At 75.3% G+C, this 19859-nt stretch carries 18 protein-coding genes and 1 pseudogene; 10 read left to right on the forward strand and 9 right to left on the reverse strand.

What is annotated here, in order from left to right; genetic code table 11:
• Nucleotides 1-54: 54 nt before the first annotated feature.
• On the reverse strand, nt 55-978 hold the full coding sequence (locus tag AC3D3D_RS06365) for an alpha/beta fold hydrolase (protein WP_463662673.1): 924 nt from the start codon (nt 976-978) through the stop codon (nt 55-57).
• Between the two features lie 129 nt (nt 979-1107).
• On the opposite strand from AC3D3D_RS06365, the gene AC3D3D_RS06370 reads away from it, so the two are divergent.
• From AC3D3D_RS06370 to AC3D3D_RS06405, 8 genes and pseudogenes are all read left to right on the forward strand, one after another.
• Nucleotides 1108-2013, forward strand: coding sequence for a LysR family transcriptional regulator (locus AC3D3D_RS06370; protein WP_463662600.1), 906 nt, complete (start codon nt 1108-1110; stop codon nt 2011-2013).
• 113 nt (nt 2014-2126) lie between these two features.
• Complete coding sequence (locus AC3D3D_RS06375; protein ID WP_463662599.1) at nt 2127-3107, forward strand: alpha/beta hydrolase; 981 nt, start codon at nt 2127-2129, stop codon at nt 3105-3107.
• Nucleotides 3104-3913: a CPBP family glutamic-type intramembrane protease gene (locus AC3D3D_RS06380; RefSeq protein WP_463662598.1), complete on the forward strand. Its 810-nt coding sequence runs from the start codon at nt 3104-3106 to the stop codon at nt 3911-3913. The genes AC3D3D_RS06375 and AC3D3D_RS06380 overlap by 4 nt, the downstream gene beginning before the upstream one ends.
• Nucleotides 3914-3952: 39 nt before the next feature.
• Complete coding sequence (locus tag AC3D3D_RS06385; protein ID WP_463662597.1) at nt 3953-4429, forward strand: hypothetical protein; 477 nt, start codon at nt 3953-3955, stop codon at nt 4427-4429.
• On the forward strand, nt 4426-4650 hold the full coding sequence (locus AC3D3D_RS06390; protein WP_463662596.1) for a hypothetical protein: 225 nt from the start codon (nt 4426-4428) through the stop codon (nt 4648-4650). Before AC3D3D_RS06385 ends, AC3D3D_RS06390 begins: the two co-directional genes overlap by 4 nt.
• Before the next feature lie 227 nt (nt 4651-4877).
• The gene (locus AC3D3D_RS06395; RefSeq protein ID WP_463662595.1) at nt 4878-6011 is read left to right on the forward strand and encodes a WecB/TagA/CpsF family glycosyltransferase; all 1134 of its coding nucleotides are present in this window, start codon (nt 4878-4880) and stop codon (nt 6009-6011) included.
• Nucleotides 6012-6072: 61 nt separating this feature from the next.
• Nucleotides 6073-6417 carry a glycosyltransferase gene (locus AC3D3D_RS06400; protein WP_463662594.1) on the forward strand — a complete coding sequence of 115 codons (345 nt, stop codon included), beginning with the start codon at nt 6073-6075 and terminating at the stop codon, nt 6415-6417.
• A pseudogene (locus tag AC3D3D_RS06405) lies at nt 6354-7079 on the forward strand (magnesium transporter); the annotation flags it as partial. The gene AC3D3D_RS06400 and the pseudogene AC3D3D_RS06405, both read left to right, overlap by 64 nt.
• A gap of 24 nt (nt 7080-7103) precedes the next feature.
• On the opposite strand, the gene AC3D3D_RS06410 reads toward AC3D3D_RS06405, so the two are convergent.
• From AC3D3D_RS06410 to metG, 6 genes are all read right to left on the reverse strand, one after another.
• Complete coding sequence (locus AC3D3D_RS06410; protein ID WP_463662593.1) at nt 7104-8996, reverse strand: ABC-F family ATP-binding cassette domain-containing protein; 1893 nt, start codon at nt 8994-8996, stop codon at nt 7104-7106.
• Nucleotides 8996-10048 carry a 4-(cytidine 5'-diphospho)-2-C-methyl-D-erythritol kinase gene (locus AC3D3D_RS06415; RefSeq protein ID WP_463662592.1) on the reverse strand — a complete coding sequence of 351 codons (1053 nt, stop codon included), beginning with the start codon at nt 10046-10048 and terminating at the stop codon, nt 8996-8998. The genes AC3D3D_RS06410 and AC3D3D_RS06415 overlap by 1 nt, the downstream gene beginning before the upstream one ends.
• Nucleotides 10045-10998, reverse strand: coding sequence for a 16S rRNA (adenine(1518)-N(6)/adenine(1519)-N(6))-dimethyltransferase RsmA (gene rsmA / locus AC3D3D_RS06420; protein WP_463662591.1), 954 nt, complete (start codon nt 10996-10998; stop codon nt 10045-10047). The genes AC3D3D_RS06415 and rsmA overlap by 4 nt, the downstream gene beginning before the upstream one ends.
• Nucleotides 10999-11236: 238 nt before the next feature.
• Nucleotides 11237-12310, reverse strand: coding sequence for a resuscitation-promoting factor (locus tag AC3D3D_RS06425; RefSeq protein ID WP_463662590.1), 1074 nt, complete (start codon nt 12308-12310; stop codon nt 11237-11239).
• Between the two features lie 180 nt (nt 12311-12490).
• Nucleotides 12491-13480, reverse strand: coding sequence for a TatD family hydrolase (locus AC3D3D_RS06430; protein ID WP_463662589.1), 990 nt, complete (start codon nt 13478-13480; stop codon nt 12491-12493).
• Complete coding sequence (gene metG, locus AC3D3D_RS06435) at nt 13477-15294, reverse strand: methionine--tRNA ligase (RefSeq protein ID WP_463662588.1); 1818 nt, start codon at nt 15292-15294, stop codon at nt 13477-13479. Before metG ends, AC3D3D_RS06430 begins: the two co-directional genes overlap by 4 nt.
• 128 nt (nt 15295-15422) lie before the next feature.
• On the opposite strand from metG, the gene AC3D3D_RS06440 reads away from it, so the two are divergent.
• Nucleotides 15423-16034 carry an isochorismatase family protein gene (locus tag AC3D3D_RS06440; protein WP_463662587.1) on the forward strand — a complete coding sequence of 204 codons (612 nt, stop codon included), beginning with the start codon at nt 15423-15425 and terminating at the stop codon, nt 16032-16034.
• Between the two features lie 93 nt (nt 16035-16127).
• On the opposite strand, the gene rsmI is transcribed toward AC3D3D_RS06440, so the two are convergent.
• The gene (gene rsmI, locus AC3D3D_RS06445) at nt 16128-16973 is read right to left on the reverse strand and encodes a 16S rRNA (cytidine(1402)-2'-O)-methyltransferase (RefSeq protein ID WP_463662586.1); all 846 of its coding nucleotides are present in this window, start codon (nt 16971-16973) and stop codon (nt 16128-16130) included.
• Between the two features lie 84 nt (nt 16974-17057).
• Nucleotides 17058-18512, reverse strand: coding sequence for an NAD-dependent succinate-semialdehyde dehydrogenase (locus tag AC3D3D_RS06450; protein WP_463662585.1), 1455 nt, complete (start codon nt 18510-18512; stop codon nt 17058-17060).
• Nucleotides 18513-18584: 72 nt separating this feature from the next.
• On the opposite strand from AC3D3D_RS06450, the gene AC3D3D_RS06455 reads away from it, so the two are divergent.
• Nucleotides 18585-19826 (forward strand): aspartate aminotransferase family protein, encoded by a 1242-nt coding sequence (locus AC3D3D_RS06455; RefSeq protein WP_463662584.1) that lies wholly within the window; start codon nt 18585-18587, stop codon nt 19824-19826.
• Nucleotides 19827-19859 lie beyond the last annotated feature (33 nt).

Here is a 19859-nt window from a genome sequence, read left to right on the forward strand (position 1 = left end):
TGCTCCGCGCCCGGCCGGTGGCCGGGCGCGGAGCGTCGTCGAGGCGGTCGGCGCTCAGGCGGTGGGTGCGTCGCCGCCGAAGAACTCGCGCATCTCGGCGAGCACCTCGTCGGGAGCCTCCTCGGCGATGTAGTGCCCGCAGTCCATGGAGTGGCCGGTGACGTCGGTGGCCACCTGGCGCCACAGCGCGAGCGGGTCGAAGAGGCGCTCGATGACCCCGTGCCGCGCCCACAGCACCCGCAGCGGCACCTCGGTGCGCAGGCCCGCGTGCCGGTCGGCCCGGTCGTGCTCGAGGTCGATGCCGGCCGCGGCCCGGTAGTCGTTCGCCGGCCCGGCGGCACGCTCAGCGCCCTCGAGCGCCGCGACGTACTCCTCGAGCACCTCGGCGGGGAACGGCGCCAGCCCGGCGTGCCGGGCACCCATGACGCCCTCGACGTAGGCGCGCGGGTCCGCCCCGACGAGCGTCTCGGGCATGGGCGCGGGCTGGATGAGGAAGAACCAGTGCCAGTAGGCGCTCGCGAAGGCGCGGTCGGTGCCCTCGTACATGTCCAGCGTCGGGGCGACGTCGAGCAGCATCGCCCGGCTCACCCGCTCCGGGTGGTCGGCGACCAGTCGCGCGGCCACGCGCGCACCCCGGTCGTGGCCGGCCACGGCGAAGCGCTCGTACCCCAGCGCGGACATGAGAGCGACGGCGTCGAGCGCCATCGCGCGCTTGCTGTAGGCCGCGAGGTCGGTGCCCGGGTCCGGGCGGTCGGAACCGCCGTAGCCGCGCAGGTCCACGGCGACGACGGCGAACTCCTCCGCGAGCGCGGGGGCCACCCGGTGCCACATGACGTGGGTCTGCGGGTGGCCGTGGAGCAGCAGCAGGGGCGGGCGGTCGTCGGGCGTCGCGCCGCCCGGGTCGACGCCGGGGCCGACCCGGCCGGTGAGGCGGACGCCGTTCACCTCGAGGTCGAAGGGTGAGAAGTCGGGGAACAGCACGGAGCTCCTTCGGTCGTGGACCCGGCGGGAGTAGGACCCGCATGGTCGAGGTTAGGGTTGCCGCCACCGGGACGGCAGCGCGGCCGTCGCCAAGGTGGCTTGCGCGCGAGGCAAAAGGGGGTCGGCGTGGCGTCGGAGGTCGACGATCTCGAGTTCTTCGCCGTGCTCGCCGCGGCCGGGACGATGACCGCGGCCGCTCGGCACTGGGGCGTGTCGGTCTCGGCGGTGAGCCGACGCCTGCGCAGCCTCGAGGAGCGGCTCGGGGCGCCGCTCGCGCACCGGCGGGCGCGCGGTCTCGAGCCCACGGCCGAGGGGCGGCGCTACGCCAAGCGCGGCGCCGAGCTGCTCCAGGCCGTCCGCGACCTCGAGGAGTCGCTGCACCCGGGCACCGCCACGCTGGCGGGCCCGCTGCGGGTCGTCAGCACCGTCGGGCTCGGTCGCGCGCACGTCGCCCCGCTGCTGCGCGAGCTGCACGCGCTCCACCCCGGGCTGGTGGTGCGCCTCGAGCTGTCGAGCCTGCCGCTGGGGGCGTCCCTGCCGGGTTTCGACCTCGCGGTGCGGGTCGGACGGGTCCCCGACTCCGTGCTCGAGCTGCACCCGCTCCTGCCGAACCGCCGGATCGTCGTCGCCTCCCCCGCCTACCTCGCCGGGCGCGGGGCCCCGACGACGGTCGACGACCTCGCCGACCACGACTGCCTCGTCGTCCACGAGGGCGAGCGCGACGGCTGGGAGTTCGAGGTCGACGGCCGCCTCGTCCGCGTCCCGGTCGACGGCGTGCTCACCTGCACCGACGGGCTCGCGGTCACGCAGTGGTGCCTCGACGGCGCGGGGCTGGCCATGCGCTCGGCCTGGGACGTCGCCGAGCACGTGCGCAGCGGCGCGCTCGTCCAGGTGCTGGCCGACGTGCCGACACCGGAGGCCAACGTCGTCGCGCTGCACGCCGGGGGCGACCAGGCGCCGGCGCGCGTGCGGGCGGCGGTGGAGCACCTGCGCCGGGGGCTCGCCGCGCGCTGCGCACCGCTGCCCGCCTGAGGGCCGTCGTCGTCCGCCTCCCCGGCGCGAGAAAAGGTGTGGAGACCCGGCGTCGTCGCGCCCTAGCGTCCGGACGGCACAACGACGTGATGCCACGACCACCGGAGGACGACATGACCGACACCCGCCCGACGATCGAGATGCTCAGGAACGACCTCGACTGGGACGCTCTCGACGACGAGCAGGTGCGCCACGTGCGCGATGCGGCCAACGCGCAGCGCTCCTCCGAGGCGGCGCGGGTCATCACCGGCCACCCCGACGAGCGCGCCCGGATCGAGGACCACGTGCTCGACCTGCCCGGCCGACGCCTGCGGGCACGGGTGCACCGTCCGACCGACGCGCCGACCCCGCTGCCGCTCGTGCTCTCCTTCCACGGCGGCGGGTTCGTCATGGGGACGGCCGCCCAGAACGACTGGCTCAACAGCCGCGTCGCGGTCGGCGCCCGGGCCGTCGTCGTGTCGCTCGAGTACCGCCTCGCCCCGGAGCATCCGCTGCCGGCGCCGCTCGACGACGGCCGGGAGGCGCTGCGGCTCCTGCTCGACGAGCACCACCGGTGGGGCATCGACCCGGACCGCGTCGCGCTCCTCGGTGAGAGTGCGGGCGGGACGATCGTCGCGCTCCTCGCCCTGCACGCGCGCGAGCGCGGGCCGCGGATCAGCGCCCAGGTGCTCACCTGCCCGATCACGGACTGGACCGCGTCGATGACCGACCACCCCTCGATGGTCACGAACGCCGGTCAGCCCGGGCTCACGCTCCCCCAGCTGCGGGCGTGCCGCCGGTTCGCCGTCCCGGTCGGGCTCGAGCCCCCCGAGACCTCCCCGCTGCTGGCCGAGAGCGCCGCCGGACTCCCGGCGACACTGGTGGTCATCGGCGAGCTGGATCCCGCGGCGGACCATGGGCGGCGCTACGTCGACCGGCTCCGGGCCGACGGGACCGACGCGCACCTGCGCGAGCACGACGGCGCCGTGCACGCCTTCCTCAGCATGCCGGGACTCGTCCCCGCCGCCGGTCCCGCGGGCGACGAGGTCGTCGGCTTCCTGCGCACCCACCTGACGGCAGACGCCGCCGGCCGGTCGGTCGACCCCGGGACGTGAGCGCAGCCGCGCGGTTCTTCGCCCTCACCGCCGCGTTCTCGCTGCCGTTCCTCCTGCTCGGTGCCGTCCTGCGGACGCCTGAGGGCGCGGCGGTCGATCTGCCGCCGAGCGCCCTGCAGGTGCTCGCCCCCTTCCTCGCCGCCGTCGTGCTGGTGCAGCGTGCGCAGGGGTGGCGCGGCGTGCGCCGACTGCTGTCGGGCTCGGCGGACCTGCGCCTGGTCCGCCGCCCGGGTCCGGCCGCGTCGATGGTGCTCGTCATGCCGGCGGTCTACCTGGTCGCGGCGCTCCTCGCGGGCCTCATGGGGCGTCCCGCCGCGTTCGCCGGGGTGTCCCTGCCCACCGTGGCCGTGCTCGCCGGGGTGTTCCTGCTCGCCGCGTACCTCGAGGAGGTCGGCTGGACGGGGTACGCGCTCGGGCCGCTGCACCGGCGCCTCGGCCCGCTCGGCGCGGCCCTGCTCATCGGGGTGGTGTGCGCGGCCTTCCACGTCGTGGCGGACCTCCAGGGCGGTCAGGACCTCCGGTGGATCGTGTGGCAGCGCCTCGGCAGCGTGGTGCTGCGCGTGATCGTTGTCTACGCCGTCCTGCTGGCCGGGGGCACCACCGTCGTGGCGGTCGCCGTCCACGCGAGCGACAACATCTCCTGGGCCGTCGTCACCGGCGGCGGCGCCCATCACGACCCGATGCTCACCACCGCCGTGGCCGCGACCGCGGCGCTCGTCCTCGTGCTCTCGACCAGGCGGGTCCGCACCGGGGGTCGGTACCGCCCCCGGCCCGAGCGGCCCCGGCCCGGGCGCGCGCGGCGGTAGGCTGGCCCCCTGCACCGCGACGTCGAGAGGGCACAGCACGTGAGCACGGGGACCACGGCCGAGGCCGGCACGGGCGCGCCCGCGGCCGTCGCCCCTGCCGCCGACCCGGTCGGCACGCGCCCGGGGCGACGCTCGATGGTCTCCACGGCGCCGGAGACCGCGGCCGACCGGTTCATGCGCCGCCTCCTGCGCGTGCGGCTCACGGACCGGGACCTCGACGCCGCCGCGCACCGCCGCATGCGGCTGGCGCTGTTCGTCTCCGCGATCCGCTGCGTCGTCACCTACGTGCTCATCCCCGTCCTCGTCCCGCTGCTGAGCATCGCCGGCGTCCTCGCCGCACCCGTGGGCATCGCGCTGTGCGCGGTGGCCGTGGTCAGCGGCGTCGCCGCCCTGCGCCGGTTCTGGTCGACGAACCACAAGGGACGCTGGATGTACACCGCCTTCATCGCCGTCGTGTTCGCGGTCCTCGCCGTCGCCCTCGCGGCCGACGTCTCCCACCTGGCCGGTGCCGCGTGAGCGCCGGGCAGGACGACCGCACCCGCGGAGAGGCCCTGGAAGCTGAGCCCGAGGCGGCCGAGGGCGAGGTTGCCGAGGGCGCCGGGCCCGAGGAGCTCGACGAGCTCGTCGACGACCCGAACGACGTCCCCGAGGTCAACGCCTGGCTGACGATCGCGATGTTCGCGTTCTTCGTCCTCGCCACCGTCGGCTGCTACATCTGGCTCGACGGCTGGCACTGACGCCCCGCCCGGGCAGGTAGCCCGCACACCTGCCCCGTGGACCGCCCGCAGCGACCACCCGGTGGCCAGGTGGTCCGCACGGGGCGCTACTCGTTCGCCTCCCGATTCCCCCGACGAGGGGCCGCACAGCGTTTCCGCGGTCCTACGGTGAGCTGACCGGACACCCGGTCGAGCCGCCGAAGGATCCTGATGAGGATGACGCACCGACCCTCCGCACGGGGTGCGGCATGACCTCCCTCGCCACCCGGGAGCCGTCCCGCACGCGGCAGCCGCTCCCGCCCACGACGCCGCTCGAGCGCGCCACCGCCCCGGGGCGGGCCACCGGTGCGGGGCATCCGCGGGTCGAGCTGGCCGGCGTCGTCGTCGACCTCATGGACCAGCCCACGGCGGTGGGGTCGATCATCGGCCGCGCCGTGCAACCACCGGGCATCCAGCGCGCCGACGGTGATCCGGCCAGCCCACCGCTCGCGGTGGTCTCCGCCAACCTCGACCACCTCGTCCAGTTCGGCCGCACCGGCCGGTGGCGGCACACCCTGGGCGACTCGCTGCACCCCACCACCACGGACGTCGACGGCACCGAGCGGCCGCTGGACTGGGCGATCCTGCTCGACGGCGCCCCGCTCGTCGCGCGCTCGGCGCGCCTGACGGGGCGCGACTGGCCGCGGCTGGCCGGCAGCGACCTCGCCGACCCGCTGCTCGACGCCGCCGAACGGGCCGGGGTCTCGGTCGGTTTCCTCGGCGGGTCGTACGTGGTCCAGCGGTTGCTCTCGCGCCGACTGGCCCGCACCCGGCCCGGCCTGGAGGTGGCCGGCATGTGGTCGCCCGACCGGTCCGCGCTCTCCGACGACACCGCCTCCCTCCACCTGGCCGCCGACATCGCCGAGGCCGCACCCCAGATCCTCTTCGTCGGGTTCGGCAAACCCCGCCAGGAGCTGTGGATCTCCCGGTACGGGCCGGCCACCGGGGCGAACGTGCTCCTCGCCTTCGGCGCCGTCGTCGACTTCCTGACCGAGGCCGTCCCCCGGGCCCCGCACCCGGTCAGCGACCGGGGGCTGGAGTGGGCCTGGCGCCTCGCGCGCGAGCCGCGCCGGCTGGCCCGCCGCTACCTCCTCGACGACCCGCCCGGCCTGCTCCAGCTCCGGCGCGACAGCCGGAGCCTGGCCGAGACCGACCCTCCGGAGGTGAGGCGGTCGCCCCCGGTGCGTCCGACGGACGCGCCGGCCGCGTCACCGGCCGCCCCGTACGCCGTCGGGTCGCCCACCCCCTCGCCGGCGGGCCCGCCGGGCCCGCCGGCGAGGACGGGGCGGCAGGCACCTTCGTCCTGCCGGGCCACAGCGCCGAGGTCGCCGTCCTCGTGGTGACCTACGACAGCGCCGCCGAGGTCGAGGCCCTGGTGGCGAGCCTGCGGACCGAGGCCCGCGGATGCGGGTGGTCGTCGCGGACAACTCCTCCGCCGACGGCACGCTCGACGCGCTGACGCGCCACCGCGACGTCGTCGTCGTGCCCACCGGGGGCAACCTCGGGTACGCCGCCGGGATCAACGCCGCCGCCCGCCACGAGGGCGAGGTCGAGGCGCTGCTCGTGCTCAACCCGGACCTGCGGGTGCGGCCCGGCGCCGTCGCTGAGCTGCTGGCGACCCTGCGCCGCGGCGAGGCCGACCTCGTCGTCCCGCGGCTCGCCGACGAGGCGGCACCGGCCCGACCGCGACGACGACGGACGACGCCGAGCATGCCGCCCGCCGCCTGCTGGACTCCGGGCGCACGGTGATGCCGGTCGTGGACGCCGACCGGCGCCTGGTCGGGGTGCTGCCCATCGCTGATGCGGCCCAGATCGACCGGGCTGCGGTCGCCGAGGATCATGCCCGGTCGGGGGCGAGCGAACCGCTGCGCCGCCCCTACCCGCTCACCTCCGTCCGGGCGATCACGCGCGCCCGATTCACCTGGCTGCTGGTGCTGGCCGTCTCTGCCGTCCTCACCGTGCAGGTGCTGGAGCTGTTCGAGGCGACCCTGGAGCAGCAGGTCGCCCTCGCCCTGTTCATCCCCCTGGTCACCGGGATCGGGGGAAATACCGGCTCCCAGGCCGCGACCACCATCACCCGCGCCCTCGCGCTCGGCGACGTGCTTCTGCGCGACGTGCTCCGGGTCGTCCTCAAAGAGCTCCGGGTCGGCCTGTTCCTCGGCACCCTGCTCGCGCTCATCGCGTTCGCCGTCGCCTCCCTCGCCTACGACACCGCCATCGGGACCGTCATCGCGCTCACCCTGGTGCTGAACTGCCCGATCGCCACGACCGTGGGTGGCACGATCCCGCTCGTCGCGCGCGCCTGCAGGATCGATCCCGCCGTGTTCTCCACCCCGTTCATCACCACCTTCTGCGACGCCAGCGGGCTCCTGGTCTACTTCACCGTCGCCATCACCGTCCTCGGGCTCTGACGCGGGTGCGCGCCCGCGGGCGCGTCAGCCCTCGGCGACCTCGGCGGCCATGAGCCACTCCTCCTCGAGGGTGGCGGTCTCGGCGCGGAGCTGGTCGGCCTGCGCGGCCAGGGCGGTCACGCGGTCGAGGTCCTGCTCCTGGGCCGCCCGCGCCATCTGGGCGTCGAGCCGCTCGAGCTCGTTCGTCACCTTCGTCAGGCGTCGCTCGATGCGGCCGAGCGTCCGGCGGGCCTCGCGCACCTCGGCGCTGCCGGGACCGGCAGGGCCGCCGCTGCCGGCCTCGCCCGCACCGGCCGCACCCCCGGTGGCGGCCCCGCTCCCGCGGGTCGCCTCGCCGGCCGTCCCGCTGCCGCGTCCCTGCTCCGCGGCCGAGCGCTGCGCGCGGCGCAGCTCGAGGTACTCCTCGACGCCGCCGGGCAGGTCGCGCACCTGCCCGCCGAGCACCGCCACCTGGTGGTCGGTGATGCGTTCGAGCAGGTAGCGATCGTGGCTGACGACGATCAGCGTGCCCGGCCAGGAGTCGAGCAGGTCCTCGACGGCGGTGAGCGTGTCGGTGTCGAGGTCGTTGGTGGGCTCGTCGAGGAGCAGCACGTTGGGTCCGGCGACCAGCAGCCGGAGCAGCTGGAGGCGGCGCCGCTCGCCGCCGGAGAGCTCGGCGACCCGGGTCCAGGCGCGCTCCCGCGCGAACCCGAGCCGCTCGACGAGCTGGGCGGCCGAGAGGTCGGTCCCGCCGGCGCGCACGTGCTCGGCGACCTCGGCGACGGCCTCGACGACCCGCAGCTGCGGGATCTCGTCGAGCTCGTGGGTGTCCTGGGTGAGCACCGCCAGGTCGACGGTCTTCCCGCGCCGTACCCGTCCCGTGGTGGGCTCCTGGAGCCCGGCCAGCAGCCGCAGCGCCGTCGACTTGCCCGCGCCGTTCGCGCCGACGACTCCCACCCGCTCCCCCGGGCCGAGCCGCCAGGTGACGTCGTCGAGGACCGGCGGGGCGTCGTCGTAGCGCACGGTCACGCCCTCGAGGTCGAGGACGTCCTTGCCCAGGCGCGCACCGGCGGCGTCGGTCAGGGCCAGGGAGTCGCGCGGCGGCGGCTCGTCGGCGATGAGCGCGGCGGCGGCGTCGAGGCGGAACTTGGGCTTCGAGGTCCGGGCCGGGGCGCCGCGGCGCAGCCAGGCCAGCTCCTTGCGCAGCAGGTTGTTGCGCTTCTGCGCGGCCACGGCGGCGGCGCGCTCGCGCTCGGCGCGGGCCAGGACGTAGGCCGCGTACCCGCCGTCGTAGACCTCGACGCGGCCGGGGACGGGGGCTCGCCCGGCCGCGCCGTCGTGGCCCGGGACCACGTCCCACACCCGCGTGCACACCGCGTCGAGGAACCAGCGGTCGTGGGTGACCACGAGCAGGGCGCCGCGCCCGCCGCCGAAGCGCTCCCCCAGGTGCTCGGCGAGGAAGGCGACGCCCTCGACGTCGAGGTGGTTGGTCGGCTCGTCGAGGACGAGCACCTCCGCGGGGGTGGCCAGGGCCGCGGCCAGCGAGACGCGGCGGCGCTGACCGCCGGAGAGGGTGGCGACGTCGGCGTCGAGGGAGAGCTCGGAGATGAGGCCCGCGTGCAGCTCGCGCACCACCTTGTCCCCGGCCCACTCGTGCTCGGCGAGGCCGCCGTGGACGACGTCGAGGACGGTGGCGCCCGCGGGGAGGTCGTCGCGCTGGTCGAGGACCGCGGTCCGCGTCCCCGACGGGGAGGTGACCCGTCCGCCGTCGGGCTCCCGCCGCCCGGCCAGGGCGGCCAGCAGGGTCGACTTGCCGGCGCCGTTGCGGCCGAGCACGCCGATGCGCATGCCGTCGTCGACGCCGAGGCCGACGCCGTCGAGCAGGACGCGCGGCCCGGCCATGAGCCGCAGGCCCTCGGCCCCGAGCAGGTGGGCCATCAGTGCACCGCCTGATCGGTCAGGGGGTCGGCGGCCGGCGGGGCGGCGACCACGTGGGCGCCCGCGGCCGGGGCGGTGGTGGTGAGCACGCGGTCGGCGACCTCGGCGGCGCGCACGACGTCGGCGATCGAGGCGGCGTGCTCGGCGTCTATCGCCAGCGCGACGACGGTCGGTCCCGAGCCGGACAGCACCTGTCCCAGCGCGCCGGCCCGCTCGTAGGCGGCCAGGACGTCGCCCAGCTCGGGGCGCAGCTCGAGGGCGGGCTCGGTGAGGTCGTTGTGCAGGAGGCGGCCGAGCGCCTCGGCGTCGCCGCCGGCCAGCGCCTCAGTGATGGCCGCCTCGCCGGGGCCGGGTTGCAGCCCGAGGTCCGTCGGGTCGACCTGCGTGGGGTCGGCGCCGGGCGTGGGGGCGTGCAGGACGGAGGGGCCGGCCGGGGGGCCGCCGCGCGGGAAGCCGTGCAGGGAGTCGAAGACGCCGAAGACGGCGGGCGTCGACAGGCCGGTGGACTGGGTGGCCAGCACCCAGTGCCACGTGCCGGCGTCGGGCAGGACGACGAGCTGCTCCCCGCGGCCGGTGCCCAGCGCGGAGCCGCCGAACAGCGGGAAGGAGACGTCGGAGCCGAGGTTGGCGGCCAGCTCGTGCAGGTCGGAGACGCTGAGCCCGGTGCCCCACAGGGCGTCGCAGGCCAGCAGCGCGGCGGCGGCGTCGGCGCTGCCGCCGGCCATGCCGCTGGCCGCGGGGACGCGCTTGTCGATGACCAGCTCGACGCCGGCGTCGACCCCGGTGGCCGCGCGCAGCGCCTCGGCCGCCCGCGCGGCGAGGTTCGAGGCGCCCAGCGGGACGCCGTCGACGTGCTGGGCGAGCGTAACGGTGGTGCTGCCGCGCGGCGCCAGGCGGGCGGTGACGTGCTCGCCGAGGTCGAGCGCCTGGAAGACGGTGACCAGCGGGTGGAAGCCGTCGGGTCCCGGGGCGCCCACGCGCAGCGAGAGGTTGACCTTCCCCGGGGCGCGGACGGTGACGGTGCCCGGGTCGGTGGGCGCGTCCTCGGTCATCGGGCCTCCTCGGCGGGGGTGGCGGTCTGCTCGGCCGTGGGCGCTGTGGGCTCGGCAGAGGTCGTGGTGCTTGCGGCAGGGGTGGCGGTGCGTGCGGCGGCGATCGCCGCGAAGTCCGCGATCGTCAGAGTCTCCCCGCGGACGGAGGGCTCCACCCCGGCGGCGCGCAGCACGCGTTCCGCCTCGGTGGTCGAGCCCGCCCAGCCGGCCAGGGCCGACCGCAGGGTCTTGCGCCGCTGGGCGAAGGCCGCGTCGACGACGGCGAACACCTCGGCCCGCATCCCCGGGTCGGCGGGGGGCTCACGGCGGGTGAGCCGCACGAGCGCGGAGTCGACGTTGGGCACCGGCCAGAACACCTGCCGGCCGATGGTGCCGGCGCGCTCGGCGCTCGTCCACCAGGCGGCCTTGGCCGAGGGCACGCCGTAGGTGCGCGAGCCGGGGCCGGCGGCGAGCCGGTCGGCGACCTCGGCCTGGACCATGACGAGGACGTCGGTGAGCGTGGGCAGGTGCTCCAGCGCGGTGAGCAGCACGGGCACGGCCACGTTGTAGGGCAGGTTGGCCACCAGCCGGGTCGGGGGCGGCCCGGGCAGGAGGTCGGGCTCGGCGAGGCGCATGGCGTCCGCCCCGACGACGGTGAGCCGCTCGGCGTGCTGCGGTGCGTGCTCGGCGACGGTCGCGGGCAGGGCGGCGGCCAGGACCGGGTCGATCTCGACGGCGACGACGTGGGCCTCCGCCTCCAGCAGGGCGAGGGTGAGCGAGCCCAGGCCGGGGCCGATCTCGAGGACCGTCTCGCCGGGCCGGACGCCGGCCGCGCGCACGATGCGGCGCACGGTGCCGGCGTCGTGGACGAAGTTCTGGCCCAGGGTCTTCGTGGGGCGCACGCCCAACCGATCCGCGAGGGCGCGGACGTCGGAGGCGCCCAGCAGCCGGGTCGGGGACGGTGCGTTCACAAGGGGACAGCCTACGTGCGCGCGGTCCGCGCACCCTCCCGCGCCGAGGTGGACCGTGCTCGGCCGAGAAGGACCGTGCAGAGGTCGACCTCGAGCAACAAGGGTCTACCTCGGGGATGGAGGGGCATCCCCTCACGCCGAGGTGGACCGTGCTCGGCCGAGAAGGACCGTGCAGAGGTCGACCTCGAGCAACAAGGGTCTACCTCGGCGACAGCGTGGCGGGGCAGCCGGGGTCGGCTCAGTACCAGCCGACGCTCTGCGAGTGGCCCCAGGCGCCGCACGGGGTGCCGTAGCGGCCGGCGATGTAGTCCAGGCCCCAGGAGATCTGGGTGGCCGGGTTGGTGCGCCAGTCGGCGCCGGCGGCGGCCATCTTGTTGCCGGGCAGGGCCTGCGGGATGCCGTAGGCGCCCGACGAGGGGTTGCTCGCGCTGGGGTTCCAGCCGGACTCGCGCTGCCACAGGGAGTCCAGGCAGGAGAACTGGTCCGCGCCCCAGCCGCGCGCGGACACCATGGACTGGGCGATCGCGCGGGGGTCGCCGCCGGTCGCGGCCGGGGCCGGCTCGGGGGCGGCCTCGGGCTCGGGGGCGGCAGCGGCGGGCGCGGTCTCCTCCTCGGCGGGCTCCTCCGCGGGCTCCGGGGCGGCCTGGACCGGCGCCGGCTCCGGCTCGGGCTCGCGGGTGCCGACGAGGACGACCTCGTCGACGCGCTCGTCCACGCTCACGCTGGCCACGAGCTCGCGCGACTCCTCGTCGCCGGCGGTCGTGACGCGGTAGGTGTTGACCACGCGGCCGTCGACGCCCTCGGTCTCCACCCGGCGCTCACCGGCGTCGAGCTCGTCGGTCTCGCGCTCGGTGGTGCCGTGGGCGTCGATGACCTCCTCGGTCACCGTGTCCGCGGTGACCCGGATGATCTCGACGTCGGTGGGCGGGCCGGCCAGCGGGGCCGAGACCTCGTCGTCGGCGCCGACCTGGATGCCGGCCTCGCGCAGCGCCTCGTCCAGGGTGGCGGCCGAGGTGGTGAAGGTGAGGGTCTCGCCGTCGACGGTGACGGTGAAGGTGGTGCGCACCTCGGCCCCGCCCTCGAGCTCGAGGTCGAGCCGCTCGGCGGCGCTGCGTCCGGCGGCGTCGCCCCGGTCGACTGTCTCGACGACGGTGGCGGCCGAGGCGGAGGAGTCCGCGCCGAGGCCGTGGTTGGCGGCGAGGACACCGCCGGAGACGACGACGGCTCCGCCGGCGAGCACCGAGGCCAGGACGACGCGCTGGTGCCGGCGGAACCGGACGGCGCGGCGGGTGGACGTTGCGGGAGTGCTCACGGGGGACGGTCCGATCGTGTGGGAGGCCGGGGGGCGAGCCTGAACGTAACCGTTCTGTGATCTTCCGACAAGGTCGTCCCGCGCTTCGAGGCCAAGGTCACCCGGCGCAGCCGGGCGCCGCACCGCGCGCCCGGGTCGTGACCGGCCCGGGTCAGGCCGCCGGCCCGCGCACAGACCCGCTCAGGCCGCGGGCTCCCAGAACCGCCCGTACACCTCGGCGGTGGTGGCGGTCAGCCGCTCGCACAGCTCGGCTTCCCCCAGGCCGGTCAGCTCCGCGAGCGCCCGCACGGTGCGGGTCATCACGTAGGAGGCGTTGGGGCGCCCCCGGAACGGCACGGGCGTGAGGTAGGGCGAGTCGGTCTCGACCAGCAGGAGCTCGGCAGGCACGAGGGCGAGCGCCTCGCGCAGCGCGTCGTTCGTCTTGAAGGTCATCGGCCCGGCCACCGAGACGTACCAACCGTGCTGCGCGCACAGCCGCGCGAGCCGCTCGCCCCCGGAGAAGCAGTGGAAGACGGTGCGCTCGGGGGCGCCGTCGCGCAGGAGGATCTCGGCGACCTCGTCGTGGGCCTCGCGGTCGTGGATCTGCACGGGCTTGCCGAGCTCGCGGGCGAGCGCGAGGTGGTCGCGGAAGGCGGCCACCTGCGCGTCGTAGCCGCGGCCGGCGGCGGTGCGGAACAGGTCGAGGCCGGTCTCCCCGACGGCGACGACCCGCTCGTCGCCGGCCAGGGCGACGACCCGCTCGAAGGCCTGGGCCGGGGTGAGCTCGTGGTGCTCGCGCACGGCCGGCTCGAGGCCGTCGGGGGCGACGTCGAACACCCGCGCGTGCAGGGCGGCCTCGTTGGGGTGGATGGCGACGGCGGCGGCGACCTGCGGGTGGGTGTGGGCGAGCTCGACGGAGCCGGCCAGGCTCGGCACGTCGCAGGCGACGGTGAGCAGGCCGACCACGCCGACCTCGCCGGCGCGGGCCAGCTGCTCCTCGGTGGTCAGCGGGTCGACCCCGCCGGGCAGTCCGGCGTCGTCGGGGTCGACAGGCGTGCCGTCGGGGCGCAGCAGCGGCAGGTGGGTGTGGTTGTCGACGACGGCGCCCGCCAGCGCCTCCTCGGCCGGCGGGAACCCGCGCTCCTTCTTCTTCTTTCCTCCCGTCGCGCCGGGCTGCGCGCCGCCGCTCACGAGGTCGCGGCGCCGTCGACGCCGAGGCGGTCGAGCTCGTCGGCGACGATGGCGTCGTCGAGCTTGGTGAAGATCGGGGTGGGGCGACCCACCGGGGCACCGACCGTGACGTCGCGCGGGCCCCAGGGGGTGGGGTTCGAGTAGTCGCCGGTGATGACCGGGTAGCTCCGCTCGCCGCCGAGGTCCTCGACCTCCTCCAGGCGCGGCATCGGCTGGATGTCGCCGCTGCCGCCGATCGCCGCGTCGACGGCGTTGGCCGAGTGCGGCAGGAAGGGCGAGATCATCACGTTGAGGTCGCTGACCGCCTGGGCAAGGGTGTGCAGCACGGTGAGCAGGCGGGGGCGCTGCTCCTCGCTCTTGAGGCGGAAGGGCTCGGTCTGGGTGACGTAGGTGTTGGCCACGCCCACCAGCCGCATGACCTCGGCGATCGCGGCGCGCTGCCGGTGGGCGGCGACCAGAGCGCCGACCGTCTCGAACCCGGCGCGCACGGCGGCGGTCAGCTCCCGGTCGACGTCGGTGAGCTCGGCCTCGAACGGGGCGGGGACCTCCCCGACGTTCTTGGCGATCATCGAGGCGGTGCGGTTGACGAGGTTGCCCCAGCCGGCCACGAGCTCGCCGTTGGTGCGGCGCACGAACTCCGCCCAGGTGAAGTCGACGTCGTGGGCCTCGGGGCCGGCGGACGCCACGAAGTAGCGGAAGGCGTCGACCTGGTAGCGGGCGAGCATGTCCCGCACGTAGATGACCACGCGCTTGGAGCTGGAGAGCTTGCGGCCCTCCATGGTGAGGAACTCCGAGCTGACCACCTCGGTGGGCAGGTTGAGCGCGCCGAGGACGCCCGGCTCCCCGCCCTTCGCCCCACGCCCGGAGTAGGCGAGCAGCTCGGCCGGCCAGATCTGGGAGTGGAAGGTGATGTTGTCCTTGCCCATGAAGTAGTAGGACAGCGCGTCGGGGTCGTTCCACCAGGCCCGCCAGGCCTCCGGGTCGCCGGTGCGGCGCGCCCATTCCACCGACGCCGACAGGTAGCCGATGACGGCGTCGAACCACACGTAGAGCTTCTTCGTGGGGTTCTCCCGCCAGCCGTCCAGGGGCACGGCGATGCCCCAGTCGATGTCCCGGGTCATCGCGCGGGGGCGGATGTCCTTGAGGATGTTCTGGCTGAACCGGATGACGTTGGGCCGCCAGGTGCCGGCGGCCTCGCGCTCGTCGAGCCAGCGGCCCAGCTCCTCGGCGAGCGCCGGCAGGTCGAGAAAGAAGTGCTGGGTCTCGACGAACTCGGGCGTCTCGCCGTTGATCCGCGAGACCGGGTCGATGAGGTCGGCCGGGTCGAGCTGGTTGCCGCAGGTGTCGCACTGGTCGCCGCGGGCGCCGCCGGCCCCGCAGATCGGGCAGGTGCCCTCGATGTAGCGGTCGGGCAGGGTGCGTCCCGTCGACGGCGACACCGCCCCGTGGGTGGTCTGCTCGATGAAGTACCCGTTGGCGTGGACGCCGGTGAACATCTCCTGGACCACCTCGTGGTGGTTGGTCGCCGTCGTGCGGGTGTAGAGGTCGTAGGACAGGCCCAGGGCGACGAGGTCCTCGGCGATGAGCCGGTGGTTGGTGTCGGCGAGCTCCTGGGCGCTGACGCCCGCCTCGTCGGCGGCGATGAGGATCGGCGTGCCGTGCTCGTCAGAGCCGGAGACCATGAGGACGTCATGACCGGCCATCCGCGCGTACCTGCTGAAGACGTCGGAGGGGACGCCGAAGCCGGCGACGTGGCCGATGTGCCGGGGGCCGTTGGCGTACGGCCAGGCCACGGCGGACAGGATGTGGGTCATGGGACCAGGGTAGTTGCGCCCCGACGTGCCCGAGGTCTCCTCTCCCCTTGCTCCGGGCCCCGTCGATGGTGGCAGGATGGCGCGGCACCGGTCTCAACGGGAGCCGGTTCGTCGAATGGAGAGGTCAGATGAAGGGCGACCGCAGGCGCCGTCACCGGCGCGCACTGCTGGTGGTCGATGTCCAGCCCACGTTCTGCGAGGGGGGTGCGCTGGCCGTGGAGGGCGGCAACGAGATCGCCCGACGGGTGGCGGCCTACGCCGAGCGCCACCGCGACGACTACGACGCGGTGATCACCACCCAGGACTGGCACGTGGATCCCGGGAACCACTTCTCCGAGCAGCCCGACTTCGTCGACTCCTGGCCGCCGCACGGCGTGGCCGGCACCGAGGAGGCCGAGCTGCACCCCGCCCTCGACGGGCTCGACGCCGACGCCGCGGTGAAGAAGGGGGCCTACGAGGCCGCCTACTCCGGCTTCGACGGCGTCGACGACGAGGGGCGCACGCTGGCCGAGCTCCTCGAGCAGATGTGCATCGACAGCGTCGACGTGGTGGGGCTCGCCGAGTCGCACTGCGTGAAGGCGACCGCGCTCGACGCGCGCCGGCTCGGCCTGCCGGTCCGCGTGCTCACCGACCTCACCGCGCCGGTCTCCCCCGCGCAGGGCGAGATGGCGCGCGAGCTGCTGGCCGCCCGCGGGGTGGAGCTCGTGGACTCCGACCTGGGGGTCCTCGCCGCGCGCTGAGCCGGGGCTGTCCCGCCGGGCCCGGTCCCGCCGGGCCGACCCCGGCGAGCCGGGCCGGGCCCGGTCCTGCCGGGTCGGTCCCGCTGAACCCGGTCAGCCCTGCGCCGAGCGCTCCTGGAGCGCGGCCGCGTAGAGGTCGTTCTTCCGCAGCCCTGTGGCCGCGGCGACCTCGCCGGCCGCGTCCTTGAGGCGCATACCGTCGGCGCTGAGCGCGAGGACATGGGTGACGGCGTCTGCCTGGGTGACCCCGACGGGGGCCGCCCCGCCGACGACGACGCAGATCTCCCCGCGCACCTCGCCCTCCCAGGCGGCGAGCTCGGCAAGCGTGCCGCGGCGGACCTCCTCGTAGGTCTTGGTCAGCTCGCGGGCGACGGCGGCGGGCCGGTCCGCGCCGAGGGCCTCGGCCATCGCGGCGAGGGTGGCGAGCAGGCGGTGGGGCGCCTCGAAGAACACCAGGGTGCGCTGTTCCTGGGCCACCTCCGCGAGCGCCCGCGCCCGGTCGCCCGCCTTGCGCGGCAGGAAGCCCTCGAAGGCGAAGCGGTCGGTGGGCAGGCCGGACAACGCCAGCGCGGCCAGGACGGCGGAAGGGCCGGGCAGGGCGGAGACGCGCACCCCGGCCTCGATCGCGCGGCGCACGAGCCGGTAGCCGGGGTCGGAGACGGCCGGCATGCCGGCGTCGCTCACCACCAGCACCGTGCCGCCGGCAGCGGCGACCTCGAGCAGCTCGCCGGCCCGGGCGTCCTCGTTGTGCTCGTGGAGGCTGACCACCTTCCCGCTCACGGTCACCTCGAGGCGTCGGGCGAGGTCGCGCAGGCGTCGGGTGTCCTCGGCGGCCACCACCTCCGCGCCTGCCAGGGCCGCGCGCAGGCGCGGCGAGGCGTCGTCGGGATTGCCGATGGGGGTGGCGGCGAGCAGCACGACGCCGGTGGGCTCCGTCATGCCGCCAGTGTCCCCCGGGGCGGTGGGCCGGGGCACCGACGGCGGGCCGGAGCTCGCCCGGCCACCGCCGGTGCCCCGGTCGGCTCAGCCGGGCATCGCGATGCCGACGTACTTGGTCTCGAGGAACTCGTCGATGCCGGTCAGGCCGCCCTCGCGGCCCAGTCCGGACTCCTTGACGCCGCCGAAGGGGGCCGCCGGGTTGGAGACGACCCCCATGTTGAGGCCGACCATCCCCGTCTCGAGCGCCTCGCTCATCCGCAGCGCCCGTTCGAGCTCGCGGGTGTAGACGTAGGAGACGAGGCCGTAGGGGGTGTCGTTGGCCAGCGCGAGGGCCTCCTCCTCGGTGTCGAAGGCGGTGATCGCGGCGACCGGGCCGAAGATCTCGGCGCTCGCCATCTCGGCGTCGGCCGGGACGTCGGTGAGGACGGTGGCCGGGTAGAAGTGGCCGGCCCGCCCGGCCGGCTCCCCTCCGATCCGTACCTGCGCACCCCGCCCGACGGCGTCGCGTACGAGGGAGTCGACCTTGTCCACGGCGGCTCCGTCTACGAGGGGCCCGACGACGACGCCGTCCTCGACCCCGCGGCCCATCGGCAGCGCGGCCATCCGCTCGGTGAGCCCCTCGGCGAAGGCCTCGGCGAGGCCCCGCTGGACGAGGATCCGGTTGGCGGCCGTACAGGCCTGCCCGATGTTGCGCATCTTGGCCTGCATGACGCCGTCGAGCGCGGCGTCGAGGTCGGCGTCGTCGAGGACGACGAAGGGCGCGTTCCCGCCGAGCTCCATCGAGGTGCGCATGACCGTGGCGGCGGCCTGCTCGAGCAGCTTCTTGCCCACCGCCGTCGACCCGGTGAAGGAGAGCTTGCGCGAGCGCGGGTCGGCGATCATCGGCGCCATCACCTCCCCGGCCCGGCTGGTGGTGACGACGTTGACGACGCCGGCCGGCAGCCCGGCCCGCTCGAGGATCTCCGCCAGGGCCAGGGTGGACAGCGGCGTCTGCGCAGCGGGCTTGATGACCGAGGTGCACCCCGCGGCGATCGCGGGACCGATCTTGCGCGTGCCCATCGCCATGGGGAAGTTCCACGGCGTGATGAGCAGGCTCGGCCCGACCGGCTGGCGGGCCACGAGGAAGCGGGAGCCGCCGCCGGGCGCGGTCATGTACCCGCCGTCGATGCGCACGGCCTCCTCGGCGAACCAGCGGAAGAACTCCGCGGCGTAGGCGATCTCGCCGCGCGCCTCGGCCAGCGGCTTGCCCATCTCCAGGGTCATCACCAGCGCCAGCCGCTCGCGCTCGGCCATGAGCAGCCCGTGGGCGCGGGTGAGGATCTCGCTGCGCTCGCGCGGCGGGGTCGCCGCCCAGGCGGCCTGCGCCCCGGCCGCGGCGTCGAGGGCGGCGGCGGCCTCGTCCGGGTCGGCGTCGGCCACCTCGCACAGCACCTCACCGGTGGAGGGGTCCTCCACCGGCATGGCCTTGCGCGTGTTTACCCATCGTCCGCCGACGTACAGGTCCTTCGGGACCGATCCGATCGCTTCGCTCTCGTCCATGGCGCCTCCCTTGCCGTGGCCACCATCGTAGAAGTATTGTCGACAATCCGACAACCACCTCGGGAGGTTCCGATGACGACGCTGTCACCCCGCCTGCTCCAGGCCACTCCGGTCATCGTCGACCACGCGCGCGGGAGTCATCTCTACGACGTCGACGGGCGCGCCCACCTCGACTTCACCGCCGGCATCGGCGTCGTCAGCACCGGGCACTGCCACCCGAAGGTGGTGGCCGCCGCGCAGGAGCAGGTCGGCAGGCTCATCCACGGGCAGTACACGACCGTCATGCACGGCCCGCTCCAACGGCTGACCGATCGCCTCGCCGGCGTCCTGCCCGAGCACCTGGACTCGCTGTTCTTCGTCAACTCCGGCAGCGAGGCCGTCGAGGCGGCGCTGCGGCTCGTCCGGCAGGCCACCGGCCGGCCCAACGTCGTCGTCTTCCAGGGCGGGTTCCACGGCCGCACCGTGGCCGCGGCGACGATGACCACCTCGGGCACCCGGTTCTCCGCCGGGTTCAGCCCGCTCATGGGCGGGGTGCACGTGGCCCCCTTCCCCACCGCCTACCGGTACGGCTGGAGCGAGGAGGAGGCCACGGACTTCGCGCTGCGCGAGCTGGACTACCTCTTCGCCACGGTGACCTCGCCCGACGAGGTCGCCGCGTTCGTCGTCGAGCCCGTCCTCGGCGAGGGCGGCTACGTCCCCGGCAACACCCGGTTCTTCCAGGGGCTGCGCGAGCGGGCCGACCGGCACGGGATCCTGCTGGTGATGGACGAGATCCAGACCGGCTTCGGGCGCACGGGGCAGATGTTCGGCCACCAGCACTTCGACGTGCGCCCCGACGTCGTCACCATCGCCAAGGGGATCGCCTCCGGCTTCCCGCTCTCGGGCATCGCCGCGCCCGCCGAGCTCATGGGCAAGGCGTGGCCGGGCTCGCAGGGCGGCACCTACGGCGGCAACGCGGTGGCCTGCGCGGCGGCGGTCGCCACCCTGGAGGTCATCGAGGAGGAGGGTCTGGTCGCCAACGCCGCCGAGCGCGGCCACCAGCTCCTCGACGGCGCGAAGCGGCTCGCGTCCGAGGGCGTGGGCGACGTGCGCGGGCTGGGCCTCATGGTCGGCGTCGAGCTCACCACCGCCGACGGCGCGCCGGACTCCGAGCGGGCCAAGGCGGCGCAGCAGGAGGCCGCCCGCCGGGGGCTGGTCATGCTCACGTGCGGTGCGTACATGAACGTGGCCCGGATGATCCCGCCGCTGGTGGTCACCGCCGAGGAGATCGACGAGGGCCTGGCGATCTGGGCCGAGGTCCTCGAGACCGTCTGACGGAGCCCGGCGCTTCAGGCCGGGCCGGGCCCA

This window comes from Georgenia sp. X1117, assembly GCF_057784635.1.